18 protein-coding genes are annotated in these 18,382 nt (G+C 47.4%); 14 read left to right on the top strand and 4 right to left on the bottom strand.

Annotated elements, in window-relative coordinates:
• Nucleotides 1-14 precede the first annotated feature (14 nt).
• Nucleotides 15-509, top strand: coding sequence for an RrF2 family transcriptional regulator (locus ACQ4MX_RS17135; protein ID WP_431086195.1), 495 nt, complete (start codon nucleotides 15-17; stop codon nucleotides 507-509).
• Nucleotides 510-628: 119 nt separating this feature from the next.
• On the opposite strand, the gene ACQ4MX_RS17140 is transcribed toward ACQ4MX_RS17135, so the two are convergent.
• Complete coding sequence (locus tag ACQ4MX_RS17140; protein WP_431086196.1) at nucleotides 629-1,720, bottom strand: GGDEF domain-containing protein; 1,092 nt, start codon at nucleotides 1,718-1,720, stop codon at nucleotides 629-631.
• 226 nt (nucleotides 1,721-1,946) lie between these two features.
• Between ACQ4MX_RS17140 and ACQ4MX_RS17145 the strand changes: the two genes are divergently transcribed.
• The 10 genes from ACQ4MX_RS17145 to ACQ4MX_RS17190 all read left to right on the top strand — a co-directional run bounded on the left by ACQ4MX_RS17145 (nucleotide 1,947) and on the right by ACQ4MX_RS17190 (nucleotide 12,807).
• The gene (locus tag ACQ4MX_RS17145; RefSeq protein WP_431086199.1) at nucleotides 1,947-3,596 is read left to right on the top strand and encodes a spore germination protein; all 1,650 of its coding nucleotides are present in this window, start codon (nucleotides 1,947-1,949) and stop codon (nucleotides 3,594-3,596) included.
• Nucleotides 3,571-4,815 carry a Ger(x)C family spore germination protein gene (locus ACQ4MX_RS17150; RefSeq protein WP_431086200.1) on the top strand — a complete coding sequence of 415 codons (1,245 nt, stop codon included), beginning with the start codon at nucleotides 3,571-3,573 and terminating at the stop codon, nucleotides 4,813-4,815. Before ACQ4MX_RS17145 ends, ACQ4MX_RS17150 begins: the two co-directional genes overlap by 26 nt.
• Before the next feature lie 25 nt (nucleotides 4,816-4,840).
• Nucleotides 4,841-5,950 (top strand): GerAB/ArcD/ProY family transporter, encoded by a 1,110-nt coding sequence (locus ACQ4MX_RS17155; RefSeq protein WP_431086202.1) that lies wholly within the window; start codon nucleotides 4,841-4,843, stop codon nucleotides 5,948-5,950.
• On the top strand, nucleotides 5,947-7,083 hold the full coding sequence (locus tag ACQ4MX_RS17160) for a GerAB/ArcD/ProY family transporter (protein ID WP_431086204.1): 1,137 nt from the start codon (nucleotides 5,947-5,949) through the stop codon (nucleotides 7,081-7,083). The genes ACQ4MX_RS17155 and ACQ4MX_RS17160 overlap by 4 nt, the downstream gene beginning before the upstream one ends.
• Before the next feature lie 414 nt (nucleotides 7,084-7,497).
• Complete coding sequence (locus ACQ4MX_RS17165; protein ID WP_044644373.1) at nucleotides 7,498-7,893, top strand: Fur family transcriptional regulator; 396 nt, start codon at nucleotides 7,498-7,500, stop codon at nucleotides 7,891-7,893.
• Nucleotides 7,869-8,708: a winged helix-turn-helix domain-containing protein gene (locus tag ACQ4MX_RS17170; RefSeq protein WP_431086206.1), complete on the top strand. Its 840-nt coding sequence runs from the start codon at nucleotides 7,869-7,871 to the stop codon at nucleotides 8,706-8,708. Before ACQ4MX_RS17165 ends, ACQ4MX_RS17170 begins: the two co-directional genes overlap by 25 nt.
• Nucleotides 8,709-8,852: 144 nt before the next feature.
• Nucleotides 8,853-9,266 (top strand): BlaI/MecI/CopY family transcriptional regulator, encoded by a 414-nt coding sequence (locus tag ACQ4MX_RS17175; RefSeq protein ID WP_014278583.1) that lies wholly within the window; start codon nucleotides 8,853-8,855, stop codon nucleotides 9,264-9,266.
• A 3-nt stretch (nucleotides 9,267-9,269) separates the two neighbouring features.
• On the top strand, nucleotides 9,270-10,130 hold the full coding sequence (locus tag ACQ4MX_RS17180) for a M56 family metallopeptidase (RefSeq protein ID WP_431086208.1): 861 nt from the start codon (nucleotides 9,270-9,272) through the stop codon (nucleotides 10,128-10,130).
• A gap of 120 nt (nucleotides 10,131-10,250) precedes the next feature.
• Nucleotides 10,251-10,658 carry a DoxX family protein gene (locus ACQ4MX_RS17185; protein WP_431086210.1) on the top strand — a complete coding sequence of 136 codons (408 nt, stop codon included), beginning with the start codon at nucleotides 10,251-10,253 and terminating at the stop codon, nucleotides 10,656-10,658.
• A 157-nt stretch (nucleotides 10,659-10,815) separates the two neighbouring features.
• A complete protein-coding gene (locus ACQ4MX_RS17190) occupies nucleotides 10,816-12,807 on the top strand; it encodes a methyl-accepting chemotaxis protein (RefSeq protein ID WP_431086212.1) in 1,992 nt (663 codons plus the stop codon).
• A 95-nt stretch (nucleotides 12,808-12,902) separates the two neighbouring features.
• Here the strand turns inward: ACQ4MX_RS17190 and ACQ4MX_RS17195 are convergent, their stop codons facing one another.
• Nucleotides 12,903-13,883 carry a DMT family transporter gene (locus tag ACQ4MX_RS17195; RefSeq protein WP_431086213.1) on the bottom strand — a complete coding sequence of 327 codons (981 nt, stop codon included), beginning with the start codon at nucleotides 13,881-13,883 and terminating at the stop codon, nucleotides 12,903-12,905.
• 179 nt (nucleotides 13,884-14,062) lie between these two features.
• Here ACQ4MX_RS17195 and ACQ4MX_RS17200 point away from each other — a divergent pair, with 179 nt between their 5' ends.
• The 3 genes from ACQ4MX_RS17200 (at nucleotide 14,063) to ACQ4MX_RS17210 (ending at nucleotide 16,055) form a co-directional block, all read left to right on the top strand.
• Complete coding sequence (locus ACQ4MX_RS17200; RefSeq protein WP_431086214.1) at nucleotides 14,063-14,920, top strand: LysR family transcriptional regulator; 858 nt, start codon at nucleotides 14,063-14,065, stop codon at nucleotides 14,918-14,920.
• A gap of 70 nt (nucleotides 14,921-14,990) precedes the next feature.
• Entirely contained in the window at nucleotides 14,991-15,704 is a 714-nt protein-coding gene (locus ACQ4MX_RS17205) for a pirin family protein (RefSeq protein ID WP_431086217.1), read from the top strand.
• A gap of 15 nt (nucleotides 15,705-15,719) precedes the next feature.
• Nucleotides 15,720-16,055 (top strand): hypothetical protein, encoded by a 336-nt coding sequence (locus ACQ4MX_RS17210; protein ID WP_431086218.1) that lies wholly within the window; start codon nucleotides 15,720-15,722, stop codon nucleotides 16,053-16,055.
• 1,050 nt (nucleotides 16,056-17,105) lie between these two features.
• On the opposite strand, the gene ACQ4MX_RS17215 is transcribed toward ACQ4MX_RS17210, so the two are convergent.
• Complete coding sequence (locus ACQ4MX_RS17215; protein ID WP_431086219.1) at nucleotides 17,106-17,735, bottom strand: DUF4367 domain-containing protein; 630 nt, start codon at nucleotides 17,733-17,735, stop codon at nucleotides 17,106-17,108.
• Between the two features lie 15 nt (nucleotides 17,736-17,750).
• On the bottom strand, nucleotides 17,751-18,227 hold the full coding sequence (locus ACQ4MX_RS17220) for a peptidoglycan-binding domain-containing protein (RefSeq protein ID WP_431086221.1): 477 nt from the start codon (nucleotides 18,225-18,227) through the stop codon (nucleotides 17,751-17,753).
• Between the last annotated feature and the right edge of the window lie 155 nt (nucleotides 18,228-18,382).

An 18,382-nucleotide genomic window follows, 5' to 3' on the forward strand; every position in this document is an offset into this window, starting at 1 on the left:
GGGTGTCATTTCATTTGAATAGTGAGAAAAGACTACGCACCGCAACGCCCAAATGGCTTGGAATCGCGGTCAAGGCGCTTGTCTATTTGGAAAAGCATGGAGAACTGTGTGCCAGCGCTTCCATTGCCCGCTCCATTGACTGCGAAGTAACCTTGGTGCGCAGGGTGCTGACGCGACTTGTACAGGCAGATTTAATTGCGGCACGCGAAGGCCGTGAGGGGGGCTATGTGCTTACCCGCTCGGCAGATCATATTACACTCGCCGATATATACCACGCCATTGAAATATGCGATCCGATTTTTCCCGGCATGATGCATGAGCCGCAGAGCAGCCCTTTTTGCGAGGGTTTGGCGACAGCCGTATCGGAAATTGTAGCCGAGAGCGAACGCCGGATGCTGGAAGTATGGGAATCCCATACCCTGGCTTCGCTTGCCAAGCGTACCACGCTGGTGGTGGGCGGTTGTCATCGTGAAGGCAAGGATGCCAAGGCTTCTTCCAAAGGGGATTAACACATTTTTTTCAAACGGATAATAGCCGATACGACTCTTCCGAGAGAGGGTTGTATCGGCTATTTCTGTAGGGGTACTCGTATTGTGCGCAATCGTAAATGAAAAAGAATGCCCCGGCTTTATACCTGATAGGAGCAGACCCGATTACGCCCTGCATTTTTAGCTTCGTATAGTGCTTTATCCGCCTGTTCCAGCAAAGCAGCCCCGGACATATCCTCCCCGGTATCGGGAAAGGTCGTTACACCGATAGACACCGTGACTTTAAGAACAAGCCCGTCCGATAAAACGAACTCGTACTGATCTACCCCGCCAAGGATCTGATTCGCTATGCGTAACGCTTGCCGGAAAGCACAATTCGGCAGAAGTACGGTGAATTCCTCTCCGCCGCTGCGGGTTACCACATCAGAGGAGCGACATTTGTCCATCAAAATCTGACCAAGCTGACGCAGCACCGCATCCCCGGCCGCATGACCGTAGGTATCGTTCACTTCCTTAAAATGATCAATATCCAATACAAGTACAGATAGATGCTCATGACGTTGACGAGCTTGAGGAAGCTGCTCTTCCAATGAAAATTCGAGCTGTCTTCTGTTGCTTAAATTGGTGAGATGATCTGTATAGGAGGTATGCTCCAGACGAAGTAACAGCTCATTGGAGGTATTGATGGACTCAGCAATGATGTACAGAAGAAATCCGCCTGCCATAGAAACAACAAAATGGAGTGGATAAACGTCCAGAACATCATTAATATCATTCAAATTAATTGTGAGAGAGCAGAAAATAATGCCCAAAGCGAAAACGTTCATCATCATCATCTTCGTTAAACGTGACCAGGACAGATGTGACAGTAAAGCGCAACCCAGGCCCACGAGCATCATAAAGAAAGCCCCCACAATGGCTTGAGTGGTGATACCAAACAGCATTAATCTGCCTAAGCATATAAATAGGGTAGCCATGAGTGTTGCCGGTCCGCCAATGTAAGCTGCCGTAGCTACGATGGCCAGATGACGAAGATCGGCAATTGTATTAAAACCCACTGGGAACGAATAGTACATCAAGATAATGCCATAGCATCCAAATAGAGCGCCACCGATCCAATGAGCCTTGCGTTTTAAATTTTGGAGACGTATTTTATATCTTTGCGATATGAGACCGGTTATATACAGAAAGGTGACAAGAATACAGGTATTTACAAAAAACGTACTAAACAAGATGCTAACCCTCCCGAGAGGCATATTACTTCATTTTATCAAAAAAAATGTCATTAAGCTTGAAAATGAAGAACTTTATTGAAATTTAATACGTTAGCGTGGATTATAGCGTTTCAGGCATAGGACCAGTGCATAACTGGGAATAGATTGAGCATACTCCAAACATACAAAAATAAGGAAAAATGGGTGGTGTCTATCGCTGCCTTTCTGGAGATGAGGTTTGCTCATGATTCGCTATCCCTATCGCAAACATAGCAAAAAGTCGGGTGCGGACAAGAAAATTGGGAACTCGAATAGTGGAAGTTCTTCGCGTTCTTTAAAGATTGAAGCTAATGTGGAAACCAACTTACAGCAGATTAAGGAATTGACCTCAGACAGTCCTGATTTTATGGTCCGCCACTTTGCTTTGGGTCTAAAGGCGAGCGTGCCTGCCGCGGTTGTCTTTCTGGATAGTATGGTCAAAACGGATGCAGTGAATGAACTCGTCATGAAGTCGTTGCTTAGCGGCCCCTTCGCCGAGGTAGCTGCGGAGGAAGAAAGCGCAGACGGGCTGTACAAACGGATACAGGGACATGCGCTTTCGCTGGGTGAGGTGAAGGACTGCGATGATTGGAATACCATGATGGAGCATCTCCTTATGGGAGACACGATCATTTTACTGGAAGGCTGTGAAAAAGCCATCTCGTGCGGTACACACGGAGGAGAGGCGCGGGCGGTCAACGAGCCAACCACACAGTCTGTCGTCAGGGGATCGAAGGATGGGTTTGTGGAATCCCTGTTCACCAATGTATCGCTGGTCCGCAGGAGGATTAAAAGCTCGGATCTTACACTGGAGATATTCAAGGTAGGAAGCACCTCCTTAACAAACGTCGCTATGCTGTATATGAAGGATATTGCGGATCAAAGCGTTGTGAAAGAGGTTCGCAGACGGGTGGAATCCATCAATATTGACGCGATATTCGAATCCGGCATGGTGGAAGAGATGATACAGGACCATAATCTCACCCCTTTTCCAACCATCTATAACTCGGAAAGACCGGATACGGTCAGCAGCAACATTATGGAGGGACGGGTGGCATTGATCGTGGATGGCACCCCGTTTGTGCTGGTGATGCCTACGGTATTTGCCCAATTTTTTCAGAGTTCTTCGGATTATGCGGAGCGCTACGATATGGCGACCGTCGTCCGGCTTATCCGATATATCAGCTTTATCATTCTGATCTTGGGGCCTTCTCTCTACATTGCCTTAACCACCTACCATTATGAAATGATACCCACCCCGTTGCTCATCAGCTTGCTGGCTCAGCGGGAGTCCGTCCCTTTTCCGGCGTTTCTGGAGGCGTTTGTTTTGGAAATCACCTTTGAGATATTGCGTGAAGCCGGTATTCGAATGCCGCGTGTGGGCGGGCAGACGGTATCCGTAATCGGTGCGCTTGTATTGGGACAAGCGGCCGTGGAGGCGGGGATTGTGACTCCGTTGCTTACGATTGTGGTCGCGCTGACCGGGATTGCCAGCTTTGCCATTCCAGCCTATAACATGGCGGTGGCCGGAAGACTGTTTCGTTTTGCTTTTATGGTGCTGGCTGCGGTTATGGGTCTGTATGGCATTACATTAGGGTTGATTGCACTAATCGCTCACATGAATAGCCTGCGCTCCTTCGGCGTGCCCTATATGTCTCCCTTTAGTCCCTTCGTGCTGGAGAGTCAAAAGGATGCCGTATTGCGGCTTCCATCCTGGATGATGCGGAAACGGCCTGAAAATATTACATCAGCGAATCCAAACCGTATGAAGGGGCAAGAGGACACCCCCGCTGCCAACAAAAGCACACCGATGCAGGAGGGGGGAGCCCATGGCGCATCAGGCGAAGAGGAATGAACGAAGTGCAGTAACCGTCAAATGGAGAATGTGGGTACTGGGTTTGGTGGGGCTAATACTGATTCCTCTTCTATCCGGTTGCTGGGATTCAGTAGAGCTGAACCAGAGAGCGGTGGTAGCAGCTATAGGCATTGATGTGGATGGGGAATCGGATTATGAGGTTTCCCTACAGGTCATCGTAGCAGATGAAATTGCCGGGGCCAAAGCCAGAGGTGACACTCCTGTCGTTCTGTTTCGGCAGAAGGGGAACAGTCTTTTTCAGGCCATTCGCAAAGCTTCGCAGAAGGTTCCACGGGAAATTTCTCTGGCCCATGCGAGGCTGGTGGTCATTGGAGAAAAGCTGGCCCGCCGTGGAATCGGCGATACGCTGGATTTTTTGGAACGGTATACGGAGGCACGGTTGACCATGAAAATGCTGGTAGCGCGCGGTGAGACGGCAAAGGATGTACTGGCAATGATGACCGCCATCGGCCGTATTCCGGCTAATGATATCTCGGGGAAGCTGGAAACCTCTCAGCGTCTGTACGCCGGGAATTACGCAGTGAGTTTGGACGATGTCATTCGCAGTATGGAGATTAAGGGCGGTGGGCCTGTCCTTACGGGTGTAGAAGTGGAAGGGGATTTGGAAAAGGCACCTCAAAAATCCAATGTGGACAGCATTCTACCGGAGGCTATTGTGGGCATTAAAGGTATGGGGGTGTTCCAGAAGGGTCGCCTCATCCAATGGGTGGACAATGAAAATGCCATTGGGATGTCCCTAGTGAACAACAAGGTGAAAAGCGGTGAAACGACGCTCCGTTGCGGTCAGAAGAATGAAATCATCGGGATCAACACCTTGTTTTCCAAAACACATATACACAGTTTGATGGAACAGGGAGAGCCTGTGTTTTTAATTGACATTAAACAAACCGGAGCGGTAGAGGAAGCCGAATGTCTGATTGACCTGAAAAGTCCGCAAGTAATGAAAAGCTTACAGGAGCAATGGAGGAAGGAAACCGAAAAAATTGTGTATTCGGCTATCAGGGAAATTCAGCGCACTCGTAGCGATGTCCTCGGTTTTGGCAATGAGCTGGAGAAAAGCCACCCTGAACAATGGAAGAAGCTCTCTACCCAGTGGAGTCGACATTTTGCAGAGAGTACTGTTCGGGTTCATGTTACCTCGGTACTCAAGCATTCCCAGGCACGGACGAATCCCTACTCAAGGGGAGAATCAGATTAATGATTAGGGGAAGGAGGGAACGCCGATGAAAAAAGTGCAAGTGGACGCAATAGAGATGATCGCCTTAATGGTGCTATTTGAATTGGGGACGACTGTGATGTCTATTCCCGGCAGAGATGCTGGCAAGGATGCATGGCTGGTGATTCTCATAGCTATGGGTTTTGGCGCCCTTCTTTTCTTATGCTATGGTACCCTTCATCGGCGCTTCCCCGAACTTGTGTTGACACAGTACAGCCAAAAGATCATAGGCAGAAAAGCAGGAAGTGTGCTTGCTTTTCTGTATATTTTGTTTTTTCTGTACGGAGGGTCGCGTGATCTAAGAGATAGCGCAGTTCTGATTGCCAACCGGACTCTCCAGCATACACCGTTAACTGTCATTAGCGTCTTGATGATCGGTCTGGTGATGTATGTGATGTACTTGGGGATCGAGGTCGCGGGCCGGACGGCGATTTGGCTGCTGGCTCTTATGCTGCTGCTGGGTTTCATTACGAACATCATGCTTCTGTTATCCGGCATTGTAGACTGGAGGAATTTTCTTCCCATAGCCCAGCATGGCTGGCAGCCGATATGGAAAGAAATCTATTCCCAAGCCATCATGCTGCCGTTCGGCGAGATGGTTACGTTTACGATGATTCTTCCTTCATTAAAGAAGGACTTTCGTGCCAATGGTGTCGGTATTTCCGCTGTGTTGCTAGGGGGGACAATCCTGTCCATGATTGCGCTGGTAAATGTGCTGGTTCTGGGAGAGGATGTGTTCCAACGAGCAGTGTACCCGATACTTTCGATGATCAGTAAGGTGGAAATATCGGACTTTATCGACAGGGTGGATGTCATCGGGGTCATGACTGTAATTATTTTTGATTTTTTCAAAATCTTTATCTTTTATTATGCGGCGGTCAGGGCAGCAGAGGATGTACTGCGTATCCCTTACCGTAAATTGCTGCTTCCATTCGGGCTTATTATGCTCATATCTTCGGTACTGATGGCCCAAAGCTATCAAGAACATATTACAACAGGCGAGTTTGTGCTGAAGTGGATGTTTCCTGCATTTTCAGTGCTGTTTCCTCTCTTGCTACTTGTCGTGTCAGGATTCCAAAAGACAGGAAGCAAAAAAGGGAAGGAGAATGTATCATGAGTCATCGTCGTGAACAGGAAAGGCACGTCAGCACAGGGCAAATAGTTATTCTTATGTTCCACTTTCTCCTGGGTAACGCGGTCATCATTAACATGGATAGTGAAATTGAACGGGATACATGGATTGTTCAGCTCGTCGCGATAATCGCCGGAATGATATTGTTCCGAATGTACAGCTATACGGCTGAAATGTTTCCTGGGAAGCCTCTGACAACCTATGCTCGTGAATTGATCGGACGTACGGGAGGCACAGCGATGGGGCTGTCATACATTTTGTTTTTTATGTTTTTGACCAGCCGAAGCCTGCGCGATGAGACAGAGCTGATTCGTATTTCTGTGCTGGAAAAGACGCCGAGCCTGATCGTGGCTTTTTTGATGATTTTATGTGTGATCTATGTCCTCTGGCTTGGTTTCGAAGTGTTGGCACGTACAGGTCAAGTGCTGCTTGTTGTAGTGATGCTGGTCATTTTTTTAGGCAATACGTTACTCATCATATCGGGGAGCATCCATCTGGATGAGCTGATGCCCGTGATGATCGATGGTGTTAAGCCTGTGATTAGTTCAGTTGTTCGGGAACATTTGGCGTTTCCGTTCGGGGAGATGATTTGCTTCATGATGTTTATCCCCTGTGTGAAGAAGCCGTCGCAGATGACCGGGGCAGGCTATGTGGGAATTATTGCAGGTGGCCTCGTTTTGGCTGAAGCTGCGATATTAAATGTGACGGTTATGGGCACCAGCATCACGGAGCGATCCATCTTCCCCCTGCTGAGCACGTTTGCGAATGTACAGCTTTCAGAGTATCTGCAACGTTCGGATGTGATTATCCTGATGTCTATGATCATTGGTGATTTTTTCAAAATCGCCCTGTTCTTCTATGCCGTTGTGATAGGGATCTCCGATATCTTTGGACTGGCTTACCGTAAAACATTGCTTTTCGCCGGGTTCATTGTTTTGCTATGGTCTCAGATAGAAACGCCCAGCTTGAGCGAGCATCTTGCCTTTGGGCGGCTCACCTTTATTTATATTCACCCGTTATTTGTTTACTTCTTTCCCTTGCTGCTCCTGTTGGCTGCTCTTTTCCGACGAAGCAGAGCCAGAACCAGGGGAGGGAGCGGGGACTTTCAGAAACCGTAACCACTGTGAGAAAAAGAAGTGCAGCACATGTCTGATTTGCTTTTTGCCCACAGATATGAAAATGAGCAGCAGCATGCCTGCCAGGACAATGTATTCGGAAGGCCGCATGGTGTGAAAAGCTGATAAAGTAGCCTCCCAAGGAGTTCGACTACCGAATAGCCAGTTCACCAGCAGGTTCGTTCCGAGCATGAGCAGCAGGAAGAGCGTGAATATCCATAGCATTTTCATAAAATATACCTCCGGTCTGTATGAGCTGAATGTATGCCACGTATACATTGTGATGCAAAGTGGCTCAATTTATCCGATCCCATTGACTTGGAATGAATTAGGATTTATACTTATTCTAAATTGATTTATTGTTGTAATTATAAATTGAGAATAAATATAATCTGCGTTCGTTAAGGGAGATGCGGTATGAGAACTTTAAATTTAACTTCGCAGCGCCAAGCGGTATATGATGTGGTTCGTGAGGCCCACGATCATCCTACCGCAGCCGATGTTATGAATCGGTTGATGGAGCGCGGATATAATCTTGCCTATGGAACGGTATATAATTCGCTACGTTATTTAACAGATAAGGAATTGATCCGCGAGTTGAAGCTGGGGGAAGCTGCCAGTCGTTATGACGGACGAATGGATGATCATCAGCATATTATTTGTCAGGTATGTGGACGGGTAGATGAAGTGATGAGCGAGGTTCCACATGATTGGATCGAGACGGTTGCGCATGAAACGGGATATACCATCGCCCATGCCCATGTCGTATTCGGAGGAGTGTGTAAGGAATGCCAAAGCAAGCGAATCAAATAACGAATCGTTTCAAAGCAGCCGAGCTGCCTAAACGGGTGAAGGGTAACTGGACAACGATGTTATCCGCTCCCTCCGCCCCTGCGTTACAGACGGTTCCTTCTAATGAGCCGTTGTACTGCCCGACTACACGCCGCATCGTTCTGATCAGCTCGGTTCCGGGTGTCGTTCATGGTTTGGTACGTACGTTGTCAGACGCGTGCTTTGATGTGATGGTGTTCCATCGCTGGGAGCCTGAAGTACAACGTCATCTGGGAAGCGATCTGCTGATTTACGATTTGACCGCTACTGATACACGGAGTGAATTACTGGATATCCGTAATCGTCTTGAGGCGGAACAGATGAAAGATACACCCGTCATGTATGTGATTCAGGATCGGATGGCTGTTCGTGCGCATGAGCTGCTTCCTTCCGAAGAGGTGCTGGTATGGCCGCTGGCTTCTAATCATATGGTGCATGATATTGAACGGATGATTGTACGTCATCCGGCAGCTTCCCGTCAGGCAACGCAAGGTAGTCGTCGTACGGTGTTCAAGGACATCTGGATTGACCGTGATAAAATGTTAGTATATAAAGAAGAGAATCAATTGAATCTGACCAAAACGGAATACGACTTGCTGTTGAAGCTGATGGATGCTCAAGGCAAAGTCATTTCTCGTGAGCAGATGATGCACGATATCTGGGAGACGGATTTTGTAGGCGGCAGCAATGTCGTGGATGTGCATGTCAAAAGCTTGCGCAAGAAGCTGGGCGACCGGCCAGCGGAGCCTGAATATATAGCAACGGTAAGAGGTGTAGGCTACAGATTGGCGGATTGAACGGAAGCTGATCAGCTATGAATTGCCGCCGGATGGAGACATTCGGCGGATGTATATAAGTCCCTTTGAAGAAACTGACATTAGGTGTGACGGTTGACTTTATCAGGATATATACACTACAATCGGTAGTGCGAGGTGCTTCTTATGAAACGACTGAATTTTAAAACTGGCGAAACCGGACTCAACCGTTTTTTCGGACCTCTGGAAGCCAAAATTATGGATATTTTATGGTCCACTTCGGATCGGAGCATCAAAGAAGTGCAGACCGCGTTGGAGGGGGATCGGGACTTTAATTTCAATACGGTGATGACCGTGATGAACCGTCTGGTGGAAAAGGGAATACTGAGCAAGAGTATACGTGGGAGAACGTCTTTGTATCGACCGGTTTTGAGCAGGGAAGAATTCAGGGATGAACAGTCCAAGGAGTTAAGCCACGAACTGGTGGATGAATTCGGCCCACTCGCTGTAAATCATATGATTGATGCTCTGGAGGTGGCCGATCCTATGCTGATCGAACGTCTGGAACAAAAAATTAAACAATGGAAAAAGGATATATAGACGATGTGGAAAACACGTTCTAAATTACTGTTTACAGCAGGCGCCTTTATTTCGGGTTTCGCCCTTATACAGATGGGTATGTACGCCGGGCAGCATATTTTCGGCTGGAAATTGGATTTTAACGTGTTTCAGATTTGTAGAAGTCTGTTGCAGAACTACGGAATTGGCTACATGGTGGATGCGCTCAGTGGACTCGTCTTTCTCACCTTTGGGATTGCCGGGGTAGAAGCGATACGACAGTGTATTGCCACAAGGGCGGCTTTCCGCAGGCTGCACCGGATGCGTGATTCGGTGCTTACGGAGGCTCTGGGTACACGATACCGCGACCTTGGAGCTGACCGGATTTGGGTCATTAATTACGCCAAGCCTGCCGCATTCACCATGGGCTTGTGGAAGCCACGTATTGTGCTGTCCTCGGCATTGCTGTCAGTACTGGACAAGCATGAGGAGGAGGCAGTTGTATACCATGAGGCGTATCATATGAAGCATTATGATCCGTTGAAGACCTGGCTGCTGCAAATGTGTGCTACATTGCTGTTTTATTTGCCTGTGCTGCGTCATATTACCAAGCTTTACAAGACAGCCCGCGAAATTTTGGCTGACAATGCAGCCATTAACCGAACAGGTTCACCGATGGGAATTGGAAGTGCATTGCTCAAACTGCTAAGTATGACGCCCGCCAATGCCCACCTGGTGAATTCCGCCGCTTGTTCCTCTTTTGCAGAAACGTCCATTAATTATCGGATCTCACGTATTTTGGACCCTCAGCAGGAGCCGGTAATCCAACTGCCCTGGCGTTCGATTATGTTTTCCGGTTATGTGCTGGTGATGCTGACGCTTATGTTTGGACTGGCGTTAATGTAGTTTGGCAAGTTACATCCTAATGGGTGGCGCTTTACGCGCTACCGATTATTGATATGTAATACACTACACATTGTAGTGTTTATTACCTAATCTGTACACAACCTAAAAGGAGATGAGCATATGAATCAAACACTTACGAATATTGGATTACTGTTGGTACGAATCTTTACAGGAGTCATTTTCAGTGTTCATGGATTACAAAAATTTCAGGGACTGGACGGAACCTCCGGCTTCTTCCAAAGTATCGGACTTCCTGGTTGGTTGGCTCCTGTGGTCGCTGCGGTTGAACTGGTTGGCGGTATTGCACTGGTACTGGGTATTGGAACACGACTTGCCGGAGCAGCATTGACCATCGTTATGATCGGTGTATTGCTGACTGCTAAAAAAGGACAGCCCTTTGGCTCAATTGAATTTGATCTGCTGGTTCTGTTCGCCAGTCTTCAGCAAGCACTTGTTGGTGGACGTTTTCTGGCGGTGGATCAGTTGTTTGGCCGTAAAAAGCCTGAAAGCAGTAACGTACAGGTCTAAATGATCATATAAACCGCGTCCTTAGTCTCAGGGCGCGGTTTTTTTGTTTTGCTCATTTACGAAAATTGGATGTAAATCATTTGCTTTATTTAACCGATATAACTTCCATCGAGTGTAATTTCAAAAACATAGCTTTTCAAGTAAAGGGGAAAAACACATGGAAAAAATGCAAAAGAGAAAAACCATTTGGACACTCAGGAACAAGCTGATTTTAGGATTTTTACTTGTTTTGTTGGTCCCGAGCTTAAGTATATCTATCGCGACTTATAATTCATCGTTTAATGCTATGGAGAAGCAGCTCTACAGCAGTGCAAATCAGGGAGTAGCGACGGCTAATTCGGTTATTGAATATGCACTTGCCAGTAAAATCAAAGATGTGGGTTATTTAGCTAAGGGACTCGACAGCTCCATGATTGATGGTCGAAACAGCCCGTTGATTCAGCCCAAGCTGATTCAATACATAGGTCTGCACGAGGATGCGACCGATATTTTTGTCGGTACAACAGAGGGCTTGATGATCCGCGGCGTACCCAAGGAGAACGAAGGTACATTTGATCCCCGCAAACGACCATGGTACATCGAAGCGATGAAGCAGCCCGGTAAGGTGATGATCACCCCTGTCATCATCAATTCTTCGGGTATTCCTGTTGTCGTGGTATCTCAAACGCTCTCCGATCAGTCTGGTGTTATCGGGATCTCTCTGAATCTGGAAAGTGTACGTAAACTGGCTTCCATCAAAGTGGGGCAAGAGGGATATATCATTATTTTGGATCATACGAAAAAATTTGTGGTCCACCCTACGGCTAAGCCGGGTACATCTCTTGATGCAAGCTTTATTAATGATATGTACGCTGCGCCGAGCGGGCAGTATACATATGTATATGAAGGTCAAGAGAAGTATCTGAACTATGCAACGAATAAGGAAACCGGCTGGAAAATTGCAGGAACCTTCAATCAATCCGAGATTAGCGCTGCCACCGCTGCCATGCGTTACGTAACCATTTTCGTGCTGGCAGCCTCGTTGGTGCTTGCACTTATTGCGATTTTCCTGATTACCCGTTCTGTCCTGGTGCCGATCCGCAGACTGCAAAAATCGGCAGAGCAGATCAGTGAAGGCGATTTGACAGGCGATTTGGAAACAGGAAAAACTGATGAGGTTGGTCAGTTGTCTTCCCACTTCCAAACGATGGTAGACAGCTTGCGCACGATGATTCGAAGCGTACACGAAACAACAGATCGGGTAAGTTCCTCGGCAGAGGAGCTGGCTGCGGGTGCAGATCAGACGACCAAAGCCATCGAGCATGTCACCATTGCTATTCAGGATGTAGCCGTAGGCAGCGAGCGTCAGGCTCAGAGTGTCAAACATGGCTCCGTAAGCATGGAGGAGCTTGCTCAGCAGGCAGCAAACGTATCCGAGCGTATGGTGGGCGTATCTGAACAGGTGAAAAGTAACGCAGAGTCCGCACAAGCAGGCAGCAAGGCAGCTACGCAAGCTGTACAGAAGATGCATGACATCGACGAGACGGTTAATGATCTGGGACAGGCGATGGATTCTCTTAGCGAGCGCTCTGGTGAAATTGTGAATATTATCAGCGTTATATCCGGAATTGCTAAACAGACGAATCTGCTGGCACTGAACGCGTCCATTGAGGCGGCACGCGCCGGGGATCACGGTAAGGGGTTTGCTGTGGTTGCGACAGAGGTACGTAAGCTGGCCGAGGAATCGGCCAAATCGGCTACCTTGATTTCGCAGCGTATTGATGCGATGCAGGTGGATATGAACCATGCTTTGGCAGCTATGCATCAAGCACGGACACGGGTTACGGAAGGAATTGATTCGGTAAGCACGTCGGAGCAATCCTTTGCAGAAATTAGCCATGCCGTGGAACGAGCGATGGAGCATATCAATGATATTACCGGAGTGACACAGGAGATGGCTCGGGGAGCAGTAGGTGTCGTTGGAATTATGAGCGACATTTCCCAGATTTCGAACGAGGCAGCGGGCAACACGGAGTCGATCTCAGCCGCCGCTGAGCAGCAGCTCGCCTCTATTGAGGAAATTGCTTCTTCCTCAGCGGACCTGAGCCAAATGGCAGAGGAACTGCGCGAACTGGTCGGGCGTTTCCAAGTGGAAGGAAAAGATCAATAAAACGATAAAAGCGCCCGGATACATGAGTTTATCTCATGTCCGGGCGCTTTTTTTGCATGCATTTTGCCACAACTTCTTTGTCGTAGATTTAAAGACTATCTTTGGAATGACTTGCGACGATCCAGCCGAAAACGCATGCGGCGCGGACTGTCGGAAGTGCGTAGAGAACTTCTTTGATACATATTGTTGAGCAGCAACGCGAAAATGACCAGCAATGTCCCGTACAGCTCAAAATGACTGATGGTATAGCCTTGGAAATACATAAGCACCAGTGTGGTAATCGGTACAAAGTTAATAAACAAAATTCCGTTCAGTGGTGACAGCTTTCGGATTCCGGCATTCCAGCTCAGTAAGGCTGCAAGTCCTGGAAGCAGAATCATAAAGCTCATTTCGTATTTGACCGACCATACATGCTGCCAGTCTGGTACCGCAACCCAGTTGAAGGCGGAGGCGGTTGCGACGACTACAAAGGAAACCAGAGTTCCGAGCAGGCAGGTTAAGGTAGAGTATCGAAGAGTGGACCATCCTGCAAAATGGCTGCCTCCCATGGAATACACGACCCATCCAATCACCCCTGCGAAAATGAGCAGCAGCGGCAGCAAATGCTGTCCGGCGAGTGTGAAAAAGGCCCATTTTCCGTTCGTAATCACGAGTATAGCTCCAGCCAGTGCGATCATCATACTAATCAATGTGTATTTTGGCGGCATTTTGCGAGTCATGACCCATACCAGCGCAATGGAGATCATCGGCATCAGCACTTCCATAATAGATGCAACAATCGTACCTGCTGCACCCATCGCGTGCTGTCCCTGAAAAACAGCCATGTTGTAGATGGTAAATCCCATCGTACCGAAGAACAGCAACGTCTTGGCCTTGCCCTCAAAGCGAAATGCAGCCCGTCCCTCCTTGAGCCACAGCAGGACAATTAATATGAGCGTAACCGAGAAATAACGTAAAAATGAAAAGTACAGTGGATTGACTTGTTGCAACGCAATGTGCGAAACCGGAAACATGGCTCCCCAGGACATACTGGCGATCAGGCACAATAAAGATCCGGTCATGATTTGTCTATTCATGGTGAAAGAAAGCTCCTCCTTGCCGGCCGCAGCGGACATATCTTATGGACACATCATAATGGATAGGGAGCTGTTGGTAAAATGATTGAAAATAAACGTTATCATCATTTAAAATGATAATAAGTGACAAGGCACGTCAATTTTGATGGTCTTGTCCTTCACGATAAGGGGGAGCAGTAGTGGATCTGAACGACTTAAACATTTTCCAGACGGTGGCTGCTCATGGCAGTGTCAGCAAGGCGGCAGCCGAGCTTAGCTATGTCCAGTCCAATGTAACGGCCAGAATCAAGCTACTGGAAAAGGAGCTGCAAACGCCTTTATTTTATAGACATAAGCGGGGCATGATCCTCAACGCAGAGGGCAAGCGTCTGTTGCAATATACGAAAAGCATTTTGTCGCAATTCGAGGAAATGAAACATGCGTTTCAGAGTACCTCAGCGCCTTCGGGGGTGTTGGAGATAGGGATCGTGGAGACGGTGATCGCTCTCCCGGCGATTTTACATGCTTACTATAGCAAGCACCCGGATGTCGAGCTGTCCCTCAAGGCAGGGGTTACGGAGCACCTGGTACAGGAGGTTGCGGAGATGAGGCTGGATGGTGCTTTTGTGACCGGACCGGTGAAGCATCCCCTCATTGAACAGTTGGATGTGTTTCAGGAAAAGCTGGTCCTTGTGTCTCAAGGAGATAACTTTTCCGTTGAGGATGTAACGACCCGTCCGCTCCTTTTATATAAAAAGGGCTGCGGCTACCGTGGGCGGCTGGAAACCTGGCTCAAGATGGAGGGCATTATTCCCAAGCAGATTATGGAGTTTGGAACATTCGAGACGATTATCGGCAGTGTGGCGGCTGGCATCGGAATGACGGTTTTTCCTGAATCATCGATCAGCGGGCTGGCTGCTCAGGGTCTGGTGCATTGTCATGCAATGCCTGAGCCGTACAACGAAGTGACAACGGTATTTATCCGTCGTAAGGAAGCCTATGTGACCAGTACCTTGCAGTCTTTTATGGATGAAATTATCGCCCAGACGGGAGCATAGCTTTAACTCCTGGGCTCGGGTACAATGAGAATGAATTGATCTCATTTTTACTTCCTGAAGGAGGGCTACTATGTTCACAATATATCCGGCTGCTACCCGATTCAGCTTCGATAAGGGATGGCTGCGGGGCAGTCACAGCTTTTCATTCGCGGAATATCAGGATGAGAACAATACAGAGTTTGGCCCCATGCGTGTATGTAATGACGACGTGATTGCACCGGGACGGGGCTTTGGGGCGCATCCGCACAGTGACATGGAGATTGTCTCCATCGTACTCTATGGAGAGCTGCGCCATGAGGACAACCGTGGACATGTGGCGGTGACCCGTTTTGGAGGCATTCAGCGAATGTCGGCGGGCCGCGGCATCGTCCATACGGAGCACAACGCTTCGCAAACAGAGGATGTCAGTCTGCTGCAATTGTGGTTTAGCCCGCTTACGAGAGGACTGGAACCGTCGTATGAAGCTACTGCGTTCAACCCTGAGCGATTGCACGGTCAGCTTTTGCCTGTCGTTGCCGGGAAGCGTGTTCCAGGCACAGATGGCGAAATAGCCGCGATTAATCAGGATTTGACGATTTATTTAAGCAAGCTTCAGACCGGAGAGCGTGTGGAATTCACACAGTCCGAGGGGCGACGCGTGTTCTTGTTTGTTATCGAAGGCTCACTGCGTGTGAACGGTGAACATATGCTGAACGGGCGCGATTCGGCCCGCATTGAGCAGGAGCCGAAGCTGTCACTGGAGGCACAGGAGCCTGTCTTTTACATGCTGATTGATTTGCCCTAAAAGGAGGTGCGCGCAATGGCGCAGCAGGAAACATGGCTGATCAAGCATGCCGTCACGGGTCGCAGCTTTGCTGACAGCCGCAAGCAGGTATTCGATTGCCGTCTGGAATCGGCGGACGGCGTGTTTCGCTTCACGCTTCAAGAGCTACCGCGTGAGGCAGCGGAGGTGATTGTGCGTTATAGCGGGGAACTGAATGTATTCCGTTTTGTAACGCCGGAGAACGAAGCCGTTGTGAAGCATTGGTATTACGTTAACCCGGAAAGCGTGAAATATAATGATCAGATAGGCGAGCTTACACTCGAAGCTGATTCTAAGATTGAATATCATCCCGAGGAGTATTGGGGAGATTAACACCATTTTATATTGAATTTTTGAAGTGGCTGTCCAAGTAAGGTGCGAATGTGAAGCTCACATAAAAACCTCGGGTCCTTCGCACCTTGAAATTTGTCGAAAAAGGCTTGGAAAGGGTGTTGGCGATAAAAGTCAACGCTTGATTCAACTCTTATCGGCATCGTTTATTACGGAAATGTGAGAGATTGATACCATTGGGGTATGAATCTTTCCATACCGTAACGTCGCACTCTATATGAGTGCGTGGATTGAAATTTCCGGTATCCAAAAATTTGATCTCATTGTTTTATGTCGCACTACCCCACATATCTACATTTGCTTCTTCAAAAACATTCAAGAAGATTCCCCCCTTTAACACAAGGACGTGGCCTCAAACAAAACTGTTTTATACCATCCCATCTACCCCATACACAACCTTTGCATTTTTTCGTCTTCTTCTTCTTCAAAACCTTTTCAACCTTTCAAGGCAATAAAAAAGCCACCCAAATGAGTGACTTGTATCTGCCTATGTATTTATAGCACCAAAGTAGCACAGGCGCTTATTAAAACCCGAAAAAATAAACAGCGATAAAACCTATTCCCGCAAGCGGGATGCAAAACGCTTCGCTGTTGCATAAAATCTTTACGAACTTTGTAACTAGAGAGGAATGACAAGACCATTTTACTGATTACCGAAAATGGCCGTCAAAGCGCAGAAACTGGACATTACCAGAAAGTGGGTAGTTAAACCATAGTAAGCTGGCGTTTGCTCACTTTCTCAATATCACTTGTCCCAAACGATCCTTTCACCCAATCTGTCCTCATCCCCAGATTTCATGACTTCCCAACACACACCACAATGAGGCGCCAAGTGTGGTGTGAAATTCCGGATTCGGATTATTGCATATTAAACACTGTCCTTTTACAGGACGTTTTATCTTTTCTGTCTCCTGATCGTGGAACAAGGTCAATCCCTCCTTAACTGATAATGATAGTCCGCGAGGATGACTTGTAAGATGTAACAAAAAAACACAAGCAAATATGCCTGTGCTTTTTTTGTAGCTTATCTTTTTACTCTTGAATTTTTTTTGCAATTTCCATCAATTCGTCAAGAGTGGAATTGAAAGAAGAAACAGTATAAAAATGATCTTTTGTAATCAGATGAACAACCTTTCTTTCTTGCCCGTCAACATAAACAGCAGTATGATCGTTGATTTTAGTCGACTCAACCTTTTCTCCTTTGTATGTGTCTTTCAAACTATCAATAGTAGCCTGTTCATCCATTTGGGATTCGGTTTGGATGACCATAACTTCATTACCGTCAGTTCCGCGATATGACTGTCTGATGATCAGTCCATTCTCGCCTTTTAAAGCTGTTGTGTTTAATGGTTTCAAACTGTGTTTTTCAGCCGCTGTCGCTTTAAGCGAGGCTCCCTGCGCTAGATTGGGAATATGGATATCTTCTGCTGGTACGTCAGATATGTTTATGAGTCCTTCGATATCACCAGAGCTTTCAACTACTGTCTCTGCTGGTGTTTCAGTCGGCGCTTGAACTGTTGAAGCATCAATCGCTTCTGCTTTCGTTTCAACCGGAACCTGTGATGGAACTTCCGCTTCGGCAGCATATGAATTATATACAAATGCACCACTACCTATTACGAGTGCACCACCTAATGCTACAGCAACTAATTGTTTTTTCAAATTAAACCCCTCCTATTAATATACAGTACCTTCAGTAACGGTCCTATTATTGGATTTGTACAAAACAGCATATCTCATACCACTACCACTATCTCTTGTCCCATAAAACACGTAATAAGTTGAACTGTCAGGAGTAGATAGGAAGAAGGATCTTCCTGGAACTTCAACAGAGACATTATAGTTCATTCTATTCCAAGTCCCCGAACCAGCTATTCCATCTGCCGTTAGTCCTTTAGCTCTTTGGAAACTTTGGAGCCCCGATTTCACACCACTACCAAAACTTCCATCAATCGTTCCTACGGCTCCCTGTTGTCCATAGGCCCATAAATTTGCTTGCAGTGCTCTCACATATCCTCCACTGTCGCCTTGGCGCAAAGTAGGAAAACCACTAAAATCACTGGCGGCACTTGCTATACTTGCAAGCCCGAGACTACCTACTAACGCCACAGATGCAACAGCTAGAGACATTACAGATTTCAGGTTTCTTTTCAACGCAATTCCCTCCATTTTATAATTCTACGATTTTTAGCTCGACTCATTTAACTCCTTGTTCTGATTAAGTAGATCGATCCCCTTCTTTCCAAGACAAGAGTGGACTTTATTAATCAGGATGGTTATGTAAGACTACTATGTATGTTCTTATGACT

Origin of the sequence: Paenibacillus sp. 8b26 (assembly GCF_050626875.1) — a bacterium.
Lineage (GTDB): Bacteria > Bacillota > Bacilli > Paenibacillales > Paenibacillaceae > Paenibacillus.